The organism is Cytobacillus sp. EB106-05-05-XG126, assembly GCF_058791715.1.
Genome location: NZ_JBYTDU010000013.1, coordinates 43,459 through 64,251 on the forward strand (window position 1 = coordinate 43,459; position 20,793 = coordinate 64,251).

Annotated in this window: 26 protein-coding genes and 1 pseudogene; 25 read left to right on the forward strand and 2 right to left on the reverse strand. The window is 43.7% G+C overall.

Annotated elements, in window-relative coordinates:
• The first annotated feature begins 1 nt into the window (after position 1).
• The 23 genes and pseudogenes from rplO (at position 2) to AC3WTL_RS21615 (ending at position 17,903) form a co-directional block, all read left to right on the forward strand.
• A complete protein-coding gene (gene rplO / locus AC3WTL_RS21505) occupies positions 2–442 on the forward strand; it encodes a 50S ribosomal protein L15 (RefSeq protein ID WP_035332284.1) in 441 nt (146 codons plus the stop codon).
• A complete protein-coding gene (gene secY / locus AC3WTL_RS21510; RefSeq protein WP_197212336.1) occupies positions 442–1,737 on the forward strand; it encodes a preprotein translocase subunit SecY in 1,296 nt (431 codons plus the stop codon). Before rplO ends, secY begins: the two co-directional genes overlap by 1 nt.
• Before the next feature lie 58 nt (positions 1,738–1,795).
• Positions 1,796–2,446, forward strand: a complete 651-nt coding sequence (locus AC3WTL_RS21515; RefSeq protein WP_048011513.1) for an adenylate kinase — start codon at positions 1,796–1,798, stop codon at positions 2,444–2,446.
• Positions 2,443–3,189, forward strand: coding sequence for a type I methionyl aminopeptidase (gene map / locus AC3WTL_RS21520; RefSeq protein WP_048011512.1), 747 nt, complete (start codon positions 2,443–2,445; stop codon positions 3,187–3,189). Before AC3WTL_RS21515 ends, map begins: the two co-directional genes overlap by 4 nt.
• 16 nt (positions 3,190–3,205) lie before the next feature.
• Positions 3,206–3,564 (forward strand): annotated as a pseudogene (locus tag AC3WTL_RS21525) (KOW domain-containing RNA-binding protein).
• Positions 3,521–3,739: a translation initiation factor IF-1 gene (infA, locus tag AC3WTL_RS21530; RefSeq protein ID WP_009336604.1), complete on the forward strand. Its 219-nt coding sequence runs from the start codon at positions 3,521–3,523 to the stop codon at positions 3,737–3,739. Before AC3WTL_RS21525 ends, infA begins: the two are co-directional and overlap by 44 nt.
• A gap of 35 nt (positions 3,740–3,774) precedes the next feature.
• Positions 3,775–3,888 carry a 50S ribosomal protein L36 gene (gene rpmJ / locus AC3WTL_RS21535; protein WP_000868344.1) on the forward strand — a complete coding sequence of 38 codons (114 nt, stop codon included), beginning with the start codon at positions 3,775–3,777 and terminating at the stop codon, positions 3,886–3,888.
• A gap of 23 nt (positions 3,889–3,911) precedes the next feature.
• Positions 3,912–4,277 (forward strand): 30S ribosomal protein S13, encoded by a 366-nt coding sequence (rpsM, locus tag AC3WTL_RS21540; RefSeq protein ID WP_009336605.1) that lies wholly within the window; start codon positions 3,912–3,914, stop codon positions 4,275–4,277.
• A 22-nt stretch (positions 4,278–4,299) separates the two neighbouring features.
• Positions 4,300–4,689 carry a 30S ribosomal protein S11 gene (gene rpsK / locus AC3WTL_RS21545; RefSeq protein WP_035332274.1) on the forward strand — a complete coding sequence of 130 codons (390 nt, stop codon included), beginning with the start codon at positions 4,300–4,302 and terminating at the stop codon, positions 4,687–4,689.
• 173 nt (positions 4,690–4,862) lie between these two features.
• Complete coding sequence (locus AC3WTL_RS21550) at positions 4,863–5,807, forward strand: DNA-directed RNA polymerase subunit alpha (RefSeq protein WP_048011509.1); 945 nt, start codon at positions 4,863–4,865, stop codon at positions 5,805–5,807.
• Between the two features lie 76 nt (positions 5,808–5,883).
• Positions 5,884–6,246 (forward strand): 50S ribosomal protein L17, encoded by a 363-nt coding sequence (gene rplQ, locus AC3WTL_RS21555; RefSeq protein WP_009336608.1) that lies wholly within the window; start codon positions 5,884–5,886, stop codon positions 6,244–6,246.
• A gap of 582 nt (positions 6,247–6,828) precedes the next feature.
• On the forward strand, positions 6,829–7,668 hold the full coding sequence (locus tag AC3WTL_RS21560) for an energy-coupling factor ABC transporter ATP-binding protein (RefSeq protein ID WP_492369993.1): 840 nt from the start codon (positions 6,829–6,831) through the stop codon (positions 7,666–7,668).
• Positions 7,644–8,513: an energy-coupling factor ABC transporter ATP-binding protein gene (locus AC3WTL_RS21565; protein WP_248349376.1), complete on the forward strand. Its 870-nt coding sequence runs from the start codon at positions 7,644–7,646 to the stop codon at positions 8,511–8,513. Before AC3WTL_RS21560 ends, AC3WTL_RS21565 begins: the two co-directional genes overlap by 25 nt.
• The gene (locus AC3WTL_RS21570; RefSeq protein ID WP_048011505.1) at positions 8,510–9,307 is read left to right on the forward strand and encodes an energy-coupling factor transporter transmembrane component T family protein; all 798 of its coding nucleotides are present in this window, start codon (positions 8,510–8,512) and stop codon (positions 9,305–9,307) included. Before AC3WTL_RS21565 ends, AC3WTL_RS21570 begins: the two co-directional genes overlap by 4 nt.
• Positions 9,308–9,319: 12 nt before the next feature.
• On the forward strand, positions 9,320–10,057 hold the full coding sequence (gene truA / locus AC3WTL_RS21575) for a tRNA pseudouridine(38-40) synthase TruA (protein WP_163144784.1): 738 nt from the start codon (positions 9,320–9,322) through the stop codon (positions 10,055–10,057).
• Positions 10,058–10,506: 449 nt separating this feature from the next.
• Positions 10,507–10,944, forward strand: a complete 438-nt coding sequence (gene rplM, locus AC3WTL_RS21580; protein WP_048011503.1) for a 50S ribosomal protein L13 — start codon at positions 10,507–10,509, stop codon at positions 10,942–10,944.
• Positions 10,945–10,964: 20 nt separating this feature from the next.
• Positions 10,965–11,357: a 30S ribosomal protein S9 gene (gene rpsI, locus AC3WTL_RS21585; protein WP_048011502.1), complete on the forward strand. Its 393-nt coding sequence runs from the start codon at positions 10,965–10,967 to the stop codon at positions 11,355–11,357.
• A gap of 356 nt (positions 11,358–11,713) precedes the next feature.
• A complete protein-coding gene (gene proC, locus AC3WTL_RS21590; RefSeq protein ID WP_492369994.1) occupies positions 11,714–12,556 on the forward strand; it encodes a pyrroline-5-carboxylate reductase in 843 nt (280 codons plus the stop codon).
• A 35-nt stretch (positions 12,557–12,591) separates the two neighbouring features.
• Positions 12,592–13,710, forward strand: a complete 1,119-nt coding sequence (proB, locus tag AC3WTL_RS21595) for a glutamate 5-kinase (RefSeq protein WP_222501371.1) — start codon at positions 12,592–12,594, stop codon at positions 13,708–13,710.
• 19 nt (positions 13,711–13,729) lie between these two features.
• Positions 13,730–14,998 (forward strand): glutamate-5-semialdehyde dehydrogenase, encoded by a 1,269-nt coding sequence (locus AC3WTL_RS21600; protein WP_222501372.1) that lies wholly within the window; start codon positions 13,730–13,732, stop codon positions 14,996–14,998.
• 455 nt (positions 14,999–15,453) lie between these two features.
• Positions 15,454–15,897: a YbaK family protein gene (locus tag AC3WTL_RS21605; RefSeq protein ID WP_048011497.1), complete on the forward strand. Its 444-nt coding sequence runs from the start codon at positions 15,454–15,456 to the stop codon at positions 15,895–15,897.
• A 102-nt stretch (positions 15,898–15,999) separates the two neighbouring features.
• Entirely contained in the window at positions 16,000–16,722 is a 723-nt protein-coding gene (gene cwlD, locus AC3WTL_RS21610; protein ID WP_135147989.1) for an N-acetylmuramoyl-L-alanine amidase CwlD, read from the forward strand.
• 122 nt (positions 16,723–16,844) lie between these two features.
• Positions 16,845–17,903, forward strand: coding sequence for an Mrp/NBP35 family ATP-binding protein (locus AC3WTL_RS21615; RefSeq protein ID WP_492369995.1), 1,059 nt, complete (start codon positions 16,845–16,847; stop codon positions 17,901–17,903).
• A gap of 47 nt (positions 17,904–17,950) precedes the next feature.
• On the opposite strand, the gene gerD is transcribed toward AC3WTL_RS21615, so the two are convergent.
• Positions 17,951–18,592 carry a spore germination lipoprotein GerD gene (gerD, locus tag AC3WTL_RS21620; protein WP_492369996.1) on the reverse strand — a complete coding sequence of 214 codons (642 nt, stop codon included), beginning with the start codon at positions 18,590–18,592 and terminating at the stop codon, positions 17,951–17,953.
• Between the two features lie 147 nt (positions 18,593–18,739).
• On the opposite strand from gerD, the gene AC3WTL_RS21625 reads away from it, so the two are divergent.
• Entirely contained in the window at positions 18,740–19,372 is a 633-nt protein-coding gene (locus AC3WTL_RS21625; protein WP_048011493.1) for a KinB-signaling pathway activation protein, read from the forward strand.
• Between the two features lie 15 nt (positions 19,373–19,387).
• Here AC3WTL_RS21625 and pdaB read toward each other — a convergent pair whose 3' ends face one another.
• Positions 19,388–20,140, reverse strand: a complete 753-nt coding sequence (gene pdaB, locus AC3WTL_RS21630; RefSeq protein WP_197212357.1) for a polysaccharide deacetylase family sporulation protein PdaB — start codon at positions 20,138–20,140, stop codon at positions 19,388–19,390.
• Between the two features lie 146 nt (positions 20,141–20,286).
• On the opposite strand from pdaB, the gene AC3WTL_RS21635 reads away from it, so the two are divergent.
• Positions 20,287–20,517 carry a hypothetical protein gene (locus tag AC3WTL_RS21635; RefSeq protein ID WP_048011491.1) on the forward strand — a complete coding sequence of 77 codons (231 nt, stop codon included), beginning with the start codon at positions 20,287–20,289 and terminating at the stop codon, positions 20,515–20,517.
• Positions 20,518–20,793: the final 276 nt, after the last annotated feature.

Here is a 20,793-nt window from a genome sequence, read left to right on the forward strand (position 1 = left end):
CATGAAACTTCATGAATTAAAGCCTGCAGAAGGTTCTCGTGGGGAACGCAAACGCAAAGGCCGTGGTATCGGTTCCGGTAATGGTAAAACTGCTGGTAAGGGTCATAAAGGTCAAAACGCTCGTTCTGGCGGCGGTGTCCGTCCTGGATTCGAGGGTGGTCAAACACCTTTATTCCAACGCTTGCCTAAACGCGGTTTCACTAACATCAACCGTAAAGAGTACGCGATTGTGAACCTTGATGCTTTAAACCGTTTCGAAGATGGAGCTGAAGTAACTCCAGCGCTTCTTATCGAAACTGGTGTAGTAAGCAACGAAAAAGCAGGAATCAAGATTCTTGCAAAAGGCAAAGTTGAGAAAAAGCTTACAGTAAAAGCTCATAAATTCTCCTCTGCTGCAAAGGAAGCTATTGAAGCTGCCGGCGGTCAAACTGAGGTGATTTAATGTTTCAGACAATCTCCAATTTTATGCGTGTGGGTGATATAAGACGAAAGATTATTTTCACCCTTTTAATGCTGATTGTATTTCGCATCGGTACATTTATCCCTGTACCGGGCGTAAATGCAGAGCTATTAAAAGCCCAGGATGAACTTAATGTATTCGGTGTTCTGAATACATTTGGCGGCGGGGCGCTCCTAAACTTCTCCATCCTTGCAATGGGTATCATGCCGTACATTACGGCATCCATCATTGTGCAGCTTCTGCAGATGGATGTTGTTCCTAAGTTTACGGAATGGTCAAAGCAGGGAGATGTTGGACGCCGTAAGTTAGCTCAGTTTACCCGTTACTTTACTATCGTGCTTGGTTTTATCCAGGCTCTCGGTATGTCTTATGGGTTTAATAACCTAGCAGGCGGAATGCTGATTGAGAATCCGGGAATTACCTCTTATCTATTGATTGCTGTGGTATTGACTGCCGGAACTGCATTTTTAATGTGGCTTGGTGAGCAGATTACTTCAAAAGGTGTAGGAAATGGTATTTCCATCATTATCTTTGCTGGTATCGCAGCTGGGATTCCTTCAACGGTTAACCAGATTTACGCTCAGCAGTTTGAAAATGCTGGAGAGCAGCTATTCCTTCGCATTGTGACAGTTGTGCTTATCCTAATCGCAGTCATTGCTATTGTTGTAGGAACGATCTTCATCCAACAGGCATTAAGAAAAATTCCTATTCAATATGCTAAGCGTGTAACAGCAGGACAAAATTCTGCTGGCGGACAATCAACTCATCTTCCGTTAAAAGTTAATGCAGCTGGTGTTATACCAGTAATCTTTGCAATTTCTTTCATCATCACGCCAAGAACCATTGCCGGTTTCTTTGAGCAGAATGATGTTACTCTATGGATTCAAAGAATATTTGACTATACGTCTCCAATCGGAATGGTCATCTATAGTGCATTAATCATTGCTTTTACTTATTTCTATGCTTTCATTCAGGTGAACCCGGAACAAGTTGCGGAAAACCTGAAGAAGCAGGGCGGTTATATCCCGGGCATTCGTCCAGGAAATAACACGCAGGAATATCTGACTCGCGTCTTATACCGTTTAACTTTTGTTGGTGCGCTATTCCTGACAGTGATTTCAATCCTGCCGGTATTCTTCATCAATATCGCCGGATTGCCTGAATCTGCGCAAATTGGAGGCACAAGCCTGCTGATCGTTGTCGGTGTTGCACTGGAAACGATGAAGCAGCTTGAAGCACAGCTGGTTAAACGTCATTATAAAGGTTTCATTAAATAATTTGGTTGTAGGGGACGCATGTTCCCTTATACCATTTAGTGACTAGGGGGAAATTGACGTGAATTTAGTTTTAATGGGGCTCCCTGGTGCCGGTAAAGGTACACAAGCCGAGAAGATCGTCCAAAAATACGGCATCCCTCATATTTCTACAGGAGATATGTTCCGTGCGGCTATTAAAGACGAAACGGACCTAGGCCTTAAAGCAAAATCATTCATGGATAAAGGCGAGCTTGTTCCTGATGAGGTAACAATCGGCATTGTACGTGAACGATTAAGCAAGGATGATTGCGAAAAAGGCTTTTTGCTGGATGGCTTCCCAAGAACGGTTGCCCAAGCAGATGCCCTTGAAAACATCCTTTCTGATTTGAACAAGAAAATTAATTATGTTGTTAATATTGATGTTGATCAGAGTATTCTAATGGAACGTCTTACAGGACGCCGCATCTGTAAAGACTGCGGAGCAACTTATCATTTAGTATTCAATCCGCCAGCGAAAGACGGAGTGTGTGATCGCTGCGGCGGTGAGCTGTATCAGCGTGCTGATGATAACGAAGCGACTGTTCAGAATAGACTTGACGTTAATATTAAACAAACCAAACCGTTGCTTGATTTCTACGAAACGAAAGGTTATCTGCGCAATATTGATGGTCAGCAGGATATTAATAAAGTATTTTCTGATCTTGATGCATTGCTCGGGGGCTTACAATGATCATTTGCAAAACCCCGCGTGAGCTTGAAATAATGCGTGAGGCCGGCAGAATCGTAGCACTTACACATCAGGAACTGAAAAAACATATTGCACCCGGAATCACAACCCGCGAACTGGATGTTATTGCTGACCGGTTTATCCGTAAACACGATGCAATTCCATCATTCAAAGGGTACAATGGTTTCCGCGGCAGCATCTGTGCTTCAGTTAACGATGAACTTGTTCATGGCATTCCTGGTGGTCGAGTTTTAAATGACGGTGATATAATCAGCATTGATATCGGTGCTAAATATAACGGTTATCATGGTGACTCAGCCTGGACTTATGCTGTTGGCCAAATTGATGAGGAATCCGGGCGTCTGATGGATGTGACAGAGGAATCATTATATAAGGGCCTTGAAGAAGCAAAACCGGGTGAGCGCTTGTCGAACATCTCCCATGCTATCCAAACGTATGCGGAATCTAATGGCTTTTCCATTGTACGCGAGTATGTCGGCCATGGTGTAGGGCAAGACTTACATGAGGATCCTCAAATTCCTCATTATGGACCCCCTAACAGAGGGCCGCGCTTAAAGCCGGGAATGGTACTTGCTATTGAACCTATGGTGAATGCAGGAAGTCGTTATGTTAAAACCTTAACCGATAACTGGACAGTTGTAACGGTTGACGGTAAAAGGTGTGCACATTATGAGCATACAATAGCGATCACTGAATCCGGTTATGAAATACTGACAAAAGCCTAAGGTGCAGGTGATTCCATTGGTTGGTTCTGATGCGAATCCGCAGCATGGTCAAATTGTTTTGATCAAAAGTGGAAGCGATGCTGGTCAATATGCTATAATTATAAGGTTGTTGGATGAAAGGTATGTTATGCTTGCTGACGGCGGCAGGAAGAAATTCGACCGCCCGAAGAAAAAGAACGTTCAGCATCTGCAATTGCTTAATTATATCTCTCCAGAAGTTCAGACCAGTCTCCAGGAGACCGGCCGTGTAACAAACGGAAAGTTGCGCTTTGCGCTTGCAAAGTATGTAAATGAATTCGTATATGACATGAAGAAGGGAGAATAAAGTTCAATGGCGAAAGACGATGTAATCGAAATAGAAGGCACAGTTGTTGATACTTTGCCAAATGCAATGTTTAAGGTAGAATTAGAAAATGGTCATACAGTGCTAGCTCATGTATCCGGTAAGATCCGCATGCACTTCATCCGCATTTTACCTGGAGATAAAGTAACAGTTGAGCTATCTCCATATGATTTAACACGCGGTAGAATCACATATCGTTTTAAATAATCATTGCACTCCGTACTATTAAGGAGGTTAGGATAATGAAAGTAAGACCATCAGTTAAACCAATCTGCGAAAAGTGTAAAGTTATCCGCAGACGTGGAAAAGTAATGGTTATCTGTGAAAACCCTAAACATAAACAAAAACAAGGTTAATTCGAAGGAGGTGCGCTTATACAATGGCACGTATTGCTGGTGTAGATGTTCCACGTGAAAAACGTGTAGTAATCTCATTAACTTATATCTTTGGTATTGGTAAATCTACAGCTCAGAAGGTTTTGGCTGAAGCTGGTGTTTCTGAAGACACTCGTGTTCGTGATCTTACAGAAGATGAACTTAACAAAATCCGTGACATCATCGACAAATTGAAAGTTGAAGGTGACCTTCGCCGTGAGGTTTCACTAAACATCAAACGTCTAATGGAGATCGGAAGCTATCGCGGTCTACGTCATCGCCGTGGTTTACCGGTTCGCGGACAAAACACTAAAAACAACGCTCGTACACGCAAAGGTCCTCGTAAGACTGTAGCGAACAAGAAGAAATAATCGGTAAAGGAGGTAACTTTAAATGGCTCGTAAAACTAATACACGTAAGCGTCGTGTGAAAAAGAATATTGAACAGGGTATTGCACATATCCGTTCTACTTTCAACAACACAATCGTAACTATCACTGATGTTCATGGAAATGCTATTTCATGGTCAAGTGCTGGAGCTCTTGGATTCAAAGGTTCTCGTAAATCTACTCCATTCGCAGCACAAATGGCAGCTGAAACTGCAGCTAAAACTTCTCAGGAACACGGTATGAAATCCCTTGAAGTAACTGTTAAAGGACCTGGTGCAGGACGTGAAGCTGCAATCCGTGCTCTTCAAGCTGCTGGTCTAGAAGTTACTGCTATCAGAGACGTAACTCCAGTTCCTCATAACGGATGTCGTCCGCCTAAACGCCGCCGTGTATAATTTTTCTGTATAGAATTTGTATCCTTGTCTATAATGGGATATGATACTAATTTTTTAGTTATACAGAATAATTATTCCAGTTGTTGTGCACAAAACGGGAACGTATACATGGGGGAATTTCGGTTAGAGATTGCTAGCCGGGGTTTCGACGTTTTGAAGGAGGGTATATTTTGATGATCGAAATAGAAAAACCAAAAATCGAAACGGTTGAGATCAACGATGATGCCAAGTACGGCAAGTTCGTCGTCGAGCCACTTGAGCGTGGGTATGGTACAACTTTGGGTAACTCCTTACGTCGTATCCTTTTATCCTCACTCCCAGGTGCCGCTGTCACATCGATCCAAATTGATGGGGTACTTCATGAGTTCTCAACAATTGAAGGCGTCGTAGAAGATGTAACATCTATCATTTTAAACATTAAAAAACTAGCACTTAAAATCTACTCTGATGAAGAAAAAACATTGGAAATCGATGTTCAGGGTGAGGGTGTAGTGAAGGCAGCTGACGTAACACATGACAGCGATGTTGAAATCCTAAATCCGGATCTTCATATTGCTACTCTTGGTTCGAATGCCCACCTGCGCATGCGTTTAACTGCAAGACGCGGACGAGGCTATACACCAGCTGACCAAAACAAGAGAGAAGATCAGCCAATCGGTGTGATTCCGATTGATTCCATCTACACTCCAGTATCTCGTATTTCTTACCAGGTAGAGAATACACGTGTGGGTCAAATGACTAACTTTGATAAGTTAACATTCGATGTTTGGACTGACGGCAGTACAGGTCCTCAAGATGCGGTTGCACTTGGAGCGAAGATCTTAACTGAGCATTTGAATATCTTTGTCGGTTTAACTGACGAAGCTCAAAATGCCGAAATCATGGTTGAAAAAGAAGAAGACCAAAAAGAGAAAGTACTTGAGATGACAATTGAAGAACTTGACTTGTCTGTGCGTTCTTACAACTGCTTAAAGCGCGCTGGCATCAATACTGTTCAGGAATTAGCCAATAAGACTGAAGAGGATATGATGAAGGTCCGTAACCTTGGCAGAAAGTCACTTGAGGAAGTAAAACATAAATTAGAAGATCTTGGACTGGGCTTACGCAAAGACGATTGATTAATGATGATTAATTGATTATCTGCATGTTTGCTTTCAGCAGATTGAATGACTTCAACAAAGGAGGGAAACTTTCATGGGATACAGAAAGTTAGGACGCACTAGCTCACAACGTAAAGCTATGCTGCGTGACTTAGCAACAGATCTAATCATCAATGAGCGCATCGAAACAACTGAAGCTCGTGCGAAAGAACTTCGTTCAGTTGTTGAGAAAATGATCACTCTTGGAAAGCGCGGCGACTTGCATGCACGCCGTCAAGCAGCTGCATTTGTTCGCAACGAGGTAGCTAACGCTGAAACTGACCAGGATGCAGTTCAAAAATTATTCAGCGACATCGCAACTCGTTATGAAGAGCGCCAAGGCGGATACACTCGTATTATGAAACTTGGACCTCGTCGTGGAGACGGTGCGCCAATGGTAATCATCGAGTTAGTATAATTTTTTAAGGAAAGGGCGCGGGACGGTTTCATAGAACTTGTTCTTTGCCCTTTTTCTATAAAAATGGCTGTTTCCTTAATTTGTAAGGAACGCCGAAATCAGGCCAAAAACGAGCGTTACGATGAGCATGTACAGCTAGTAAACAGGAATGGATGAACAATAGATTCCCCATTGCCTGGTACATTGACTCGTCTAGCTCATGCACCTCTTCCGGAAAGAAGAAATGCGCCCGGCAGTTTACTGCCTGACGGAAAGAGGTGCAGGCTTTTTTAAATTCAGTATGTTCATAAACCATAAGGAAATCGAGTGTCTCTGAACATTTATACAATAGCAAGAACCAACCACCATACTGCGTCAGTATGAGCTTTTAATAGGGAGGCATAATAGGCATCCAATAAGCTTAGATAGCAGAAATCCAGATTTCTTGTGTATTACAAGTGTGGGAGAATGGTATCATTCAACGCTTGCTATCCGGTAACATAACCTATTATCGAACTATTTAAAGCTCGCCAACAATGGCGGGTTTTTTCATTATTAGAGCAGAGCTGAAATAGAGAAGCAGAGCTGAGAGGAGGACTTCAAATGACCGAGCCGCTGGTAGAATTAAAAAATGTTTCGTTTAAGTACGATGCAGAAGCTGCATATGCTCTGGACAATGTCTCTTTTAATATATATAAAGGAGAATGGCTCGCAATAGTCGGGCATAATGGTTCCGGAAAATCTACACTTGCCAAATTGCTTAATGGCCTGCACTTTCCTCTGGAAGGCAGCATTACAGTAGGCGGAACTTCATTGAGTGAAGAGACGGTATGGGAAGTAAGAAAGAAGATTGGCATGGTTTTTCAAAATCCGGATAACCAGTTTGTTGGAACGACCGTACGGGATGATGTGGCTTTTGGTTTAGAAAACCATGGTATTGAAAGAAATGACATGGTTCAGCGTGTTACAGAATCACTGGAGAAGGTAAAAATGACATCATTTCTTAATCAAGAGCCGCACCATCTTTCCGGAGGACAGAAACAAAGGGTGGCCATTGCCGGTGTCATTGCCTTAAGGCCGGATATTATTATTCTCGATGAGTCAACATCCATGCTGGACCCAAGAGGGCGTGAAGAGGTACTTGAAACTGTCAGAGAGCTCAAGCGGGATTATCAGATGACCGTCATCTCCATCACTCATGACCTGGAGGAGGCAGCAAAGGCAACCCGCATCATAGTCATGAACAAAGGCAAGCTATATCGGGAAGGCACGCCTGAGGAAATTTTTCAAATGGATGAGGAGCTTGTAAAGCTGGGGTTAGATATTCCTTTTCCTGTGAAGCTTAGCAAGGTATTAAGAGAAAAAGGATTGCCGTTATCTAGACATTATCTATCTGAAGAAGAGTTGGTGGAAGAATTATGGACATCTCACTCCAAAATGTAGAATACCGTTATCAGATTAATACGCCATTTGAACGTCTTGCAATAAAGGATGTCTCCATCGATATTCCATCTGGCACGTTTCTAGCGATCATCGGTCATACCGGGTCAGGCAAGTCGACTGTCCTCCAGCATTTAAATGCCCTGCTTAAGCCGACAGAAGGCCAGGTGGTGATTGGAGACCGGATGATCAACCCGGAAAAGAAACAAAAAAACCTGAAAGAAATCCGGCAAAGAGTCGGAATCGTATTTCAATTTCCTGAGCATCAGCTGTTTGAGGAAACGGTCGAGAAAGATATTTGCTTTGGTCCAATGAACTTCGGAGTTACAGAAGAGGAAGCCAAAAAAAGAGCGCGAGCAGCTATAGGACAGGTGGGCCTGCCGGAAGAAATTTTAAGCAAGTCCCCATTTGACCTGTCAGGCGGCCAAATGAGACGGGTAGCCATAGCCGGAGTGCTGGCAATGGAGCCTAATGTCATTGTCCTGGATGAGCCTACTGCAGGACTCGATCCGCGGGGCCGAAAGGAAATCATGGATATGTTCTACAGTCTGCATGGGACAAGGGGGCTCTCGACGGTGCTTGTGACACATAGCATGGAGGATGCTTCCCGCTATGCTGATCAGATTGTCATCATGCACAACGGTGAAGTCTACAAAAAGGGAACACCGGAAGAAATTTTTTCATCTCCGGAAGGCTTGCTTAAGCTTGGACTCGATGTTCCGGAGGTTGTCCGCTTTCAGCTGAAAATGGAAAAATCACTTAACGTCCGTCTTTCTAGGACGTGTCTGACAATGGATGAGCTGACGGATGAGATTGCTGCTGTGATGAAAAGGGGGACAGCTACATGATGGACAAAATGATTTTTGGGCGCTATGTTCCGGCCGAGTCTGTCATCCATAGGATGGATCCCCGTTCAAAGCTTGTCCTTATTTTCTTATTCGTGTGCATCGTCTTTCTGGCAAATAATTTGCTGACATACGGTCTTCTGACGGTTTATACCTTTCTTATGATTGCTTTATCGAAGGTTCCGATCCGGTTTATCTATACAGGATTGAAGCCGGTCCTTCTGCTTGTTATTTTCACTTTATTCCTCCATTTGTTTTTGACAAAAGAGGGTGAAGTTCTCTTCCGGTTTGGATGGATTACAATCTATGAGGAAGGTTTGAGACAGGGGATTTTCATCTCATTGCGCTTCTTCCTGCTCATTCTGATGACTTCTATTCTGACTTTAACCACAACTCCGATTGAAATTACGGATGGTCTGGAAAGTCTGCTCAATCCATTAAATAAAGTGAAGTTTCCAGTGCACGAACTGGCTTTGATGATGTCGATTTCTCTCCGCTTCATTCCGACACTCATGCAGGAAACCGATAAAATCATGAAGGCCCAGACAGCCAGGGGAGCCGATTTTACAAGCGGGCCGATAAAAGAACGTGTTAAAGCCATTATACCTCTTTTAATTCCTTTGTTTGTCAGCTCGTTCAAGCGGGCTGAAGAGCTTGCTGTGGCGATGGAGTCACGCGGCTATAGAGGCGGGGAAGGCAGAACGAAATACAGGCAGCTTAGCTGGGGCCTGAAGGATACGGCAATGCTCGCCATGCTTGCAGCCCTGGCTCTGTTGTTAATCCTGCTGAGAACGTAATGGGGTGACCTTATGCAAAGATTTAAATGTATTGTGACGTATGACGGCACCCTTTTTGCAGGCTATCAGGTGCAGCCTGGCAAGCGGACTGTGCAGGGAGAGCTGGAACGGGCCTTAAAGAAGATTCATAAAGGAAAAGACATCAGGGTGACTGCCTCAGGCAGAACCGATGCAGGTGTCCATGCAAGGGGCCAGGTGATTCATTTCGATTCCCCTTTGAATATTCCGATTGAAAAATGGGAAATTGCCCTTAATTCCCTGCTGCCGGATGATGTGGCCATCATCGGGACGGAGACAGTGTCAGATGACTTTCATGTCCGTTTTGATGCAAAAGGGAAGGAATATCGGTACTTCGTGCACCGATCCTCCAGGAGGGACCCGTTTAAACGCCAATATGCCTATCAGTACCCGTACCCAATAAATAAGGATGCGATCAGACAGGCGGCAGCGGGTTTAATAGGGACACATGATTTCACAAGCTTCTGCTCCGCCAAGACGGAAGTGGAGGATAAAGTCAGGGAACTCCAGGAGATAGATGTTCTTGAAGAAGGGAACATGATCATCTTCCGATTTAGAGGCACTGGATTTTTATATAATATGGTCCGGATCCTGACAGGCACCCTTCTGGAAGTCGGCTCAGGGGAAAGAGACCCCGAATCCATGCCAGCTGTCCTTAAGGAAAAAAACAGATCAGCTGCAGGAAAAACAGCTCCTCCCCAGGGTTTATATTTGTGGGAAGTTTTTTATTAAGATTATCTGCTGGTGAAGGTGGTATTTTGGTTTTTATACAGAGTTGATTGGAGCGGAGGGCACTTGACTCCTACGGGAAGCGAGGAAAGTGAGAGACCCCGCAGGCGAAGCCGAGGAGGCTCTCATTACTCCCCGTGGAAAGCAAGTGTCCGCAGCGGAAATCAACGGACTCCATTCATAGGGCTAATAGTATTGATAAAGAAAAATCTTATAAAAAATTTGGAAAATCCTAATGAGGAACCGCGAGGGCGCGTTGTAAAGCCAAACGCAAATAAAAAAAGATTTTAAAACAACTAAACCAGGTGTAACATTCGCTTGACAATAGACTGTCAAAGTTATATTATAGCATATGGTATTATTATTAAAACCACGATAAGCCCCGGAACTTATTGTGTCGAATAGATAAACCAAAAAATTGATTATGAATGGAATTATTAGGAGGGAAACTGATGCGTACAACGTTTATGGCGAATGCAAACAATATCGAACGTAAATGGTACGTGATTGATGCTGAAGGCAAAACTCTTGGTCGTCTTGCTAGTGAAGTAGCGTCAATCCTACGTGGTAAACATAAACCAACTTATACACCACATGTTGATACTGGTGATCATGTAATTCTTATCAACGCTTCAAAAATCGAACTTACTGGGAAAAAGCTTACTGACAAGATCTACTACCGTCACAGCATGCACCCAGGCGGTTTAAAAACAAGAACTGCTCTTGAAATGCGTACAAACTACCCTGAGAGAATGCTTGAGCTTGCTATCAAAGGCATGCTTCCAAAGAACTCTCTTGGCCGTCAAATGTTCAAGAAATTACACGTATATGCTGGTAGCGAACATAAGCACCAAGCACAACAACCTGAAGTTTACGAACTTCGTGGATAATTTTTAGGGAGGTTATTAACTTGGCACAGGTTCAATATATTGGTACTGGTCGTCGTAAGAGCTCCGTTGCACGTGTTCGTTTAGTTCCAGGCGACGGTAAAATCATCATCAATGGTCGTGAAATCACAGAATACATTCCTTTTGCAGCTTTACGTGAAGTTGTAAAACAGCCGCTTGTAGCTACTGAAACAGTAAACAGCTACGACATTCTTGTAAATGTAAACGGCGGTGGATACACTGGTCAAGCTGGCGCAATCCGCCACGGCATCGCTCGTGCATTGCTTCAAGCTGATCCTGAATTCCGTCCAACATTAAAGCGCGCAGGACTATTAACTCGTGACGCACGTATGAAAGAGCGTAAGAAATACGGTCTTAAAGGTGCTCGTCGTGCTCCTCAGTTCTCAAAGCGTTAATTATTGCTTACCAAAGCTCTCAGCCATTTTGGCTGGGAGCTTTTTTCTTATTTTATTTAACCTCTGCTCCCTTTATTCCCTGCAGCCCACCCAGCAAGCTGAGGCTTTATTTCGGCAGCGTTGAAAAATTGGAAATTATATTATTGCAAATATCGGGCTGAGAGAGGATTATTTACGATGAGAGAGCCTCAGCGGAGCTTAGACCGTATATGTTAGCGTTTTCATTCACTATCTCGCCCTTATCCTCCCGTCTTTCCCTAATACCCTTGAATCTGTATTTGAGCATGTTACGATAGATAACGTTGATAAAATACGAACGGATATACGAACAGTTTTTCATCTAAAGGAGGATGTCCATGTTAGCCAATAAAACAATCGCATTTTTAGGGGCAGGGTCAATGGCGGAATCTATGATCTCAGGAGTCATTACAGCTGAAAAAATGTCACCTGATCGAGTTTTTGTAACGAACAGGAGCAATGCAGACAGACTGGAAGAGATTCAAGATCAGTATGGTGTATGTGCCATACCGCAAAACGAACTTCCATTTGAGGAAATTGATTTATTTATTTTAGCCATGAAGCCAAAAGGAGCAGAAGAAGCTCTTCGTTCCATTAAAGACAAATTATATCCCGGCCAGGTGATTCTTTCCGTGTTGGCAGGCGTTACAACAGAGTTCATGGAAGAGCATTTAAATCCGGGGCAGCAGGTAGTGCGTGTGATGCCGAATACTTCTAGCATGATTCAGGAATCTGCGACGGCTGTCGTGGCAGGAAAGAATACGAGCATGGCCAATGTGGAAATGGTAAAGGAATTGCTGGAATGCATGGGTGAAGTGTATACCATCGATGAAGACCAGATGGATGTTTTTACAGGATTAGCCGGAAGCGGTCCTGCTTACTTCTATTATCTGATGGAAAATATGGAGCGGGTAGGGGTGCAAAAAGGAATGGATGAAGAGACTGTCCGCAAAATTGTTGCCCAGACGATATTTGGAGCAGCTAAGATGGTGCTTGAAAAGGAAGAAACGCCAACTTCTCTAAGAGAGAAAGTGACTTCTCCTAATGGCACGACCGCCTCAGGACTGGAAGCATTAAGGAGATACAACGGGGGCGAAGCCATCACACAGGCAGTTGAGCATGCCGCCAAACGTTCGAAGGAGATCAGTGAAGAGTTGGAAGGTGCTCTTGTCACTTCCTAAGGGAAATGGATTTACAAGTTCACAGGAGGTATTGGATGTTGATGAAAGAAAAGCAGATAAAAAGAGTTGTTATTAAGATTGGAAGCAGCTCATTAACAAGCATGCACGGGGAGATCAGCCGCAGAAAGCTTGAAAAGTTTGCTGAGCAAATTGTCGAGCTGAAGGATGCCGGCTATGAAACAGCAGTTGTGTCATCAGGTGCTGTTGCAGCAGGATATAGGAAGCTTGGCTGTCTTGACCGGCCTTCTTCCCTTCCGGAAAAACAGGCTGCAGCTTCAATAGGCCAGGGGCTATTAATGGAATCTTACTCAGAACTCTTTTTATCTCATGGCTACGTAGCTTCACAAATCTTGATTACCAGAAGCGATTTCTCTGATGAAAATCGCTATGGCAATATGCATAACACCATGAATGTGCTGCTGGAGCGAGGCATCATCCCGATCATAAATGAAAATGACACGGTTACAGTCGATCGCCTGCGCTTCGGAGACAATGATACTCTGGCTGCAAAAGTGGCTGGTCTGATTGATGCAGATTTACTGATTATTTTATCTGACATTGACGGCCTCTATGACAGCAACCCGAATGATAATCCTCATGCGACTCTTCTGGAGAGGGTTCACAGCATTACACCTGAAATCGAAGCGGCTGCAGGAGGATCTGGCAGTGCTGTAGGAACAGGGGGCATGAAGTCAAAAATCCAGGCAGTAAAAATTGCAATGGCTGCAGGGATTGACTCCTTTTTAGGAAAAGCAGGAACGGAAAATATTTTAATGGAAGCTGTGGAAAACAGAGCGAGAGGCACCTACTTCACGCCGGAGCCGGATGCATTTAATCTGGATAATGAAAAGCAGTGGATTGCGTTCCACTCAGGTCCTGAAGGGAAGGTGACCATTAATTCCCATGGGATAGAAGCCATTGTGGATCATCAGGAAAATCTTTACCGCTCTGATATTCAGGAAGTCAAAGGGCGGTTTAAGGATGGAGCGGTCGTCCGCATTTTGGATGAAGAGGGAAAAGAAATCGGCCTCGGCCGCATTAACTATTCAAACGATCAGTTAAACGCCCATACAGCAGATGAAGAGCTTGAACCGGCCATAGCTCAGGAAACGTTTGTATGCTCACGCGACTTTAAGCTGCCGGCACTTGTTTAAACTTTTTAGGAGGGATTCAATGACTACTGCATCAGCAGTAAAGATAAATAATGTAGAAGAACAGGCAATAAAGGCAAAAAGGGCTGCCAAAACGTTAAGTGTTTTAACAACGGAAGAAAAGAACGAAGCACTCTATATAGTTGCAGAGGCATTGGAAACCGGATATGAATCGATACTTGCAGCTAATAGGGCCGATCTTGAAAATGGCAGGGAGAAAGGATTCGAAGAGGCATATATGGATCGCCTGTCATTATCGAAGGAGCGGGTTTATGAATTTGCAGACGGCCTTCGCCAGGTAGCTGAACTTCCCGACCCGATTGGAGATGTTATGTCGGGCTGGACTTTGGATAATGGGCTGAAGGTGGAAGAGGTCCGTGTTCCGCTTGGTGTCATCGGCATGATTTATGAAGCAAGACCTAATGTAACTGCCGATGCGGCTGGTCTTGCGCTGAAATCAGGAAATGCCATTGTCTTAAAAGGCGGGTCATCAGCACTGAATTCGAATCAGGCTATCGTCGAGATTATACATGAAGCTCTTGAAAAAACAAAGATACCTAAAGAAGCTGTCCAATTCATTGCCACTGCAGACAGAGAAGCGACAAAGCAGCTGTTCACCATGAAAGAGCATATTGATGTCTTAATTCCGAGAGGCGGCGCATCCCTCATTAAAGCTGTAGTTGAGAATGCGACAGTGCCTGTACTCGAAACAGGAGTTGGAAACTGCCATATCTATGTTGATAAAGAAGCAGATCCGGAAAGAGCGATCAATATCCTCATTAATGCCAAAACTGACCGTCCCGCAGTCTGTAATGCAGCAGAAACGCTGATTGTTCATGAAGCATGGCTGGATCAGCATAAAGAATTGCTTGCAGAAGCTCTTAAGAAGCACGGGATTACTGTACATGGTGATGAGGCTGCAGCAGCTGCATTGCCTGATGTTATGCCAGCCGGAGAGAGTGATTGGGCAAATGAATATTTAAGCCTGGACTTAGCTGTGAAAATAGTGAATAGTCTTGAACAGGCCATCGATCATATTGATCAATACGGCACCAAGCATTCTGAGGCGATTATTACCGAAAATGGGGTAACAGCCAAAAAGTTCATGCAGCTGACAGATGCTGCGGCGCTGTATCATAATGCGTCCACGAGATTCACGGATGGAGGCGCTCTTGGCTTTGGAGCGGAAATCGGCATTTCCACACAAAAACTCCATGCTAGAGGACCGATGGGTCTGCCTGCATTAACAACACGCAAATATCTCATGTCCGGAAATGGGCAGATTCGATAAGTTTTTCTAAAAAGCATCAGCTCCGGCTGGTGCTTTTCTAAAAAATAAGAATTAATCCTGAAGTTAGATAACTGTCTAGCTCCAGACGCCATTGGCTCTCTGGTCTAAGGCGTTCCCTTCCAGAAGGAAAGAACACCATCTTACAGGGACCGTCTTATGCTAGTCGTCCCTGGGCAGTCGCCTCCACATTTCGTTCAATCCGTCTAAAAGGTAAAGAACAACCTTTCAGCCGGCTTGTCTTATGCTTGAGGCCCGCAGGACAAGGAAGGCTTCGTTAGTATAAACATCGCACGACCAAAAGCGGCAGCTTTTGGAAGGACGTGGCGGTTTTAGTCTGCGTTCCTTTATAAGCGGGCGCCTTCCGCTTTTCGATAAAAAATTGGCAGCCCAATTGCGGCTGCTTTTTGCATTTCTCTCCCGCTGCAGATAAAGACTATCTACAAGGGGTGAGAAACGTGACTGTCATAACGACGTTCAAAGAGAAAAAAAGAGAAAAACAGATCAAATATGAAAAATCAGTCCTTCGGGAAATTTCGATAAAAGCCTTAAAAGAAAAAGTACAGCAATTTTTTGGTTCTTCCAGATTTGTCTCCGGTCTGATGATGAATGCCGGAATTGAGGAGGCCTGCTATGATGTAGCGATTGAAGCCTATTTGCTGGGGGCAAACTACAGCCGTTTTGGGCGGTATGGCGAATCGCTGGATCAGGTCCGATATAGATGTGAAAAAGAGTATAAGCATTTAGTGGATACACTATATAACTTTTTCCTTTATTGGGGTCATGGTTCGGAAGCTGTTATGAGTGAATCCCTTTATTATATGTGCGAGCAATACGTAAACAGCTGGTGGTCGGAAGGATTCAATAAAGGGGAGAGAAGGCATAAATTGCGTCTCCACTGAAAAGTGATTTTGATCAGACTGCTGTCCTGATCGAAGTTCTAGATCTCCGCCTTGTCCCATATATTGAAATGAGGATAAGCAGGAGGGGACTGATTAGGGCGTATGAAGAAGAAATTAAAAATAGGCGGGTTTGCGATCGGGCTTATCGTCCTTTTTCTTATTTTGCAATATGACTTTACGGATGATGATTCCTGGGAATCGTGGAATCTGCCTTTAACCGGTAAGATCATCTTGCTTGATCCCGGACATGGCGGCCCGGATGGCGGGGCAGGTGACGAAGGGGCACTCGAGAAAGATATTGCGCTGGAAGTATCATTAAAAGTAAGGGATTATCTCCAGGAGCAGGGAGCGCTTGTGCTCATGACGAGGGAGGATGACAGGGACCTCGCACCAGAGGGAACGAGGGGATACAGCCGGAGAAAAGTAGAAGACCTGAAGAAACGGCTTGAAATGATAAATACGTCTAATTCTGATTTTTATGTCAGCATCCACTTAAATTCGATTCCCTCTCCCCGATGGAGCGGTGCGCAGACTTTCTATGCGCCCGGGATAAAGGAAAATGCCAAAGCGGCGAAATTCATACAGGATGAACTCCGCCGCAACCTGGAAAATACGAAGCGAAATTCCAAGCCTTTAAACAATGTATTCATTTTAAAATACGCCAAAAAGCCGGGTGTCTTAGTAGAAGTGGGATTCTTATCAAACCCGGGGGAACGGGCAAACCTGAAAACGGATGAATATCAGGATAAAATCGCTGCCTCCATCTATAATGGAATTATGCGCTACTATACCAATGAAAAAGAATTGACTGAAACATGGGAATGAAAAGGTGCTGAGAAAGTGCCTTTTCTTTTTTGAATATTTTTCCGGTGTGATACAATTAACTGTAAAGAATTTTCAATATGTTATACTGAAATGGAAACGAATTCAAAAGGCGGGTGCAATGTATGTTAACTGAACAGAAAGTCAGAGAAGCTTTGAACGGCTTGAAGGAACCATTTATACATAGAACATTGGGCGAACTTAACGCCATTGAAGAAATTAAAATCAAGGAAGAAAAGAATCATGTCAGCGTTAAGATTCAAGTTGCCAAGACAGGTACAGCTGAACAGCTTCAGCTTCAGACGGAAGTCGTCAATCTTTTAAAAGAAGCAGGGGCGGCGACCGTCGGCATCCGCTTCAGCGAGCTTCCGGATGAAGTGCTTTCACAATATAGAGAGGCAGCGGCGGAAGAGGACAAAGGCCTGCTTTCTCCTGGTAATAAGACGGAATTCATTGCCATTGCCAGCGGAAAAGGCGGAGTCGGCAAATCCACTGTTTCGGTCAACCTGGCTGTATCCCTGGCAAGGCTGGGCAAAAAAGTTGGACTGATCGATGCTGACATTTATGGATTCAGCGTTCCGGATATGATGGGCATTACAAAGCGCCCTGTGGTCAGGGGAGAACGAATTCTGCCGGTTGAACGTTTTGGCGTTAAAGTGATTTCAATGGGATTCTTTGTGGAAGATAATGCGCCGATTATCTGGAGAGGGCCAATGCTTGGCAAAATGCTGAACAGCTTCTTCAATGAAGTTGAGTGGGGTGAATTAGACTACCTTCTTCTTGATTTGCCTCCGGGAACAGGAGATGTTGCCCTGGATGTGCACACTATGCTTCCTTCCTGCAAGGAAATTGTTGTGACAACTCCGCATCCTACCGCCGCATTTGTTGCTGCCAGAGCTGGTGCAATGGCACTTCGAACAGAGCATGAAATCTTGGGTGTTATCGAGAACATGGCCTACTTCGAAAGTCAATTGACTGGAGAAAGAGAGCACGTATTTGGCCAAGGCGGCGGTGAAAAGCTAGCTGATGAACTGCGGACAGAAGTGCTGGGCCAGCTTCCACTACAGCAGCCTGACTGGAATGAGGAAGATTTTGCTCCGTCCATTTATGATAAAGACCATAAGCTTGGTCAAATCTATACGGATATTGCCCGTAAAGTTATCCAAACAATTGAAAGCAAATAATGAAAAAAGCCTCTTCCAAAATGGAAGAGGTTTTCTTCTTATAGGGGTTATGCTCCGCCGCCCTGGCCGCCACCGCCGCCTTGGTCTTCACCCTGGCCGCCGCCTTCACCCCCGCTTTCTTGTCCGCCCTGCTCACCGCCGCTTTTCGTTTCCGCTGCTGCTTTCAGAAGGATGTCCTGAATTTTGGCTTTAAAGAGCGGGCTTTCAAATGTCTCAGTCATTACTTTCTGAATGTGCTCCCGATATTCCTTGCTTTTAAGGACATCTGTAACTTCTTTTTCAAGCTCGGGATCTTTAAGTACTTCTATCATCATCCCCCGGTATTCAGGGTCTTTCATAAGGTCTTTTAAAAGTTGCTCATTTTCCTTTTGCATACTTTTTGCCATGCTTTCGGCAAACTTTGGATCGTCAAAGGACTTCTTCCAAAACTCTGTGCCTTTATCGGAAGTTAAGGTCTTTTCAATGGTCTCACTTACAACCTTTTGGTCCATGACCATCTTTTGCTGCATTTTTTCATCAGCCATCAATTCTTCGAGTGCTTTTTTTCCTTCATCTGTCTTTAATATATCTACAACCATTTTTTTAGTTTGCTCATAATCCATTTGGCCGGCGCCCGATTCCCCTTGGCCGCAGCCTGATACGAAAAACACTAGCGCTAATGGAAGGAGCAAACGGAATGTTTTTTTCATGGTGAAGCTCCTTTCAGAGGTGTCCTTACCTTTAGAATGAAGATTTTCAGCAAATATTATGCGCTGGAAATACAATGCCTAGATTTTTCAAACTTTGGTTGGTACAATCAATAAGAATGAATTTATTTATTATGGGGGAAAAATAAATTGACTAGCCGTAATTGGGTAAAGCTTTTTATAACAACTCTTTTAGTCGGAGGAATAACGACGGGAGTTGTCGGGTTTATTGTGCGCTGGGATGAATTTGCGCCTATTTTTACTGACTTCGATTTCCTGGAGATTCTGTCAGTATTGTTCTGGCTTATCGGTGTAGGATTAATCTTCAGTATTATTAGCCAAATGGGCTTTTTTGCTTATTTGACAGTACACCGCTTTGGATTGGGGATTTTCAAAGGATTATGGAATCCTATTCAAATTGTCCTTATTTTATTTGCTTTATTTGACTTGGTTTATTTCCGCTATAAGGCTTTTGCCGGTGCGGGAGACAGCATGCTTCCGTATGTTGGCGTTGCAGCATTCCTTCTTATAGTCGCTCTTGTGGTCGCAGCAATTAAAACCAAACAGACCAACCAGCATGCCTTTATTCCTGCAGTCTTCTTCATGGTGGTCGTAACCGCCATCGAGTGGGTGCCGGTACTAAGGGTAAACGAAGAAAGCTGGCTATATCTAATGCTGATTCCGTTATTAGTCTGCAACACCTATCAGCTGCTTATTCTTCATAAGCTGAATGAAGATTCTCAAAAGCAAAGAAGCCATATAGCTAAAAAGCCATCCAAATAACGGATGGCTTTTGTTTTATTTAATTTCATTTGTCTTTGTCTCGGCATTCGCAATCATTTCTGAGACGGAAACAAAGCTGAGCCCCTTGGACTCTACATCATTTAAAATGAGCGGAAGAGCCTTGGCTGTTTGCTTGGCAGAATCAGATGCATGCAATAGTACAATATCTCCTTTTTTGGCTTTTGATACGTTCTCTGCAATCCTTTCAACACCCGGATTCGTCCAATCCTTTGAATCGACGCTCCAATGGACAACGGTATAACCCATCCGGTCAGCAACCTTTAAGGTTTTCTGATCAAAATGCCCTGTTGGGGCGCGTACAAGCTTAATGTCTTTAACATTCAGTTTTCTAAATGCCTCCTGCGCCTTTGCAAGGTCCCTTCTGATTTTATCCTCTTCAAGCTCTGTATAATCTTCATAGCCATAGCCCAGAATTCCGATTTCATAGCCTTCTTTCACAATCCTTGAAACTAAATCCGGATGGCGCTCCGCCCAGGAACCGGCCAGGAAAAAGGTCGCAGATTTAACATTCTCTTTTTTAAGGATATCCAATATGGGCTCTGCTTTAACATCCCCCCATCCTATATTAAAGGTGAGGGCAATATCCTTTTCCCCTTTGTATATCGCCTTAGGCCCGTCTTTGGCTGAAAAAGCAGGCAAGTGGACAAAACTCTGCATGAAGAGGAACCATGCCGTGAAAAATGCTGCAATGACAACCAGTGAAATTTGTTTTAAAGACTTACCATTCAATACGTAAAAAAAGTTCATTATCGTTCACCTCGTCCGATACCTTCCTAGTCTCATACCTATGCTGAACTTGTCTCTTCCATGTATAAAAAAATTTATTCATAAAAAAACTTAATTGGAAAAATACTACAAAAAACAAATTGAAAAATGTATTGGAGGCAATCAAAATGATGGGAATGCTTTTAAGCCAAAAAGAGCTAAAAGAAATGGAGTATCTGATCAAGCGGGAAATGGACGAAATATTATTTGATTTAAAAGATGACAGAATCGACCATATTGTCAAAAGAGCGATGGAGGAACGATACAAAATTTTATTTTCCTTATTTCAGCGTATGGCTACGCCAGCAGACTGCCTGAAATACATGCGTTCCCGCCAGCATCATGAAAAGAAGGGGTGATTTTTTTGGGGTGTGAAGAAAAAAACTCTGAAAGGTTGTTGACTTCTTATTGGTATCTTGGTATATTAATAAACGTCGCTGATGACGGAAAGCACCAATAAAAACAACTTAAAAAAAGTTGTTGACGTCGAAGTTGGCATGTGATATATTAAGAAAGTCGCTTCTGAGCGGCGGATTGATCTTTGAAAACTGAACGAACAAACGTCAACGTTTAAATCATTAGTCTTTTTCGAAAAGACAAACGAGCTTAATCAACTCTTATATGGAGAGTTTGAT